The sequence below is a fragment of the Mycobacterium angelicum genome (assembly GCF_002086155.1).
GTDB classification, from domain to species: Bacteria; Actinomycetota; Actinomycetes; order Mycobacteriales; family Mycobacteriaceae; genus Mycobacterium; species Mycobacterium angelicum.
The window spans coordinates 1-207 of the sequence record NZ_MVHE01000519.1; the positions used below are offsets into that span (position 1 = coordinate 1).

Genomic DNA, 207 nt, shown 5'->3' on the forward strand with positions numbered 1-207 from the left:
ACACGAAGAACCACACCACACACGCACCCGCGAACAGCTTGCCCATCGGGAACAGCGTCAGCGCTCCCGCCACCGACGCGGTGGTGCCCAGGATGGTGACGACGTCCGGCGTGAGGCCGACCCGCAGCAGTCCCCTGGCGATCGGGGTGGTAATCCGGGCGAACGCCGCCCGGGACAGGAAGGGCAGCTTGCTCATGGTTGCCGAGC

1 pseudogene is annotated in these 207 nt (G+C 68.6%); it reads right to left on the reverse strand.

Features of this window, described 5'->3' with window-relative positions:
- A pseudogene (gene pgsA1 / locus BST12_RS30510) lies at window positions 1–196 on the reverse strand (phosphatidylinositol phosphate synthase); the annotation flags it as partial.
- Window positions 197–207: the final 11 nt, after the last annotated feature.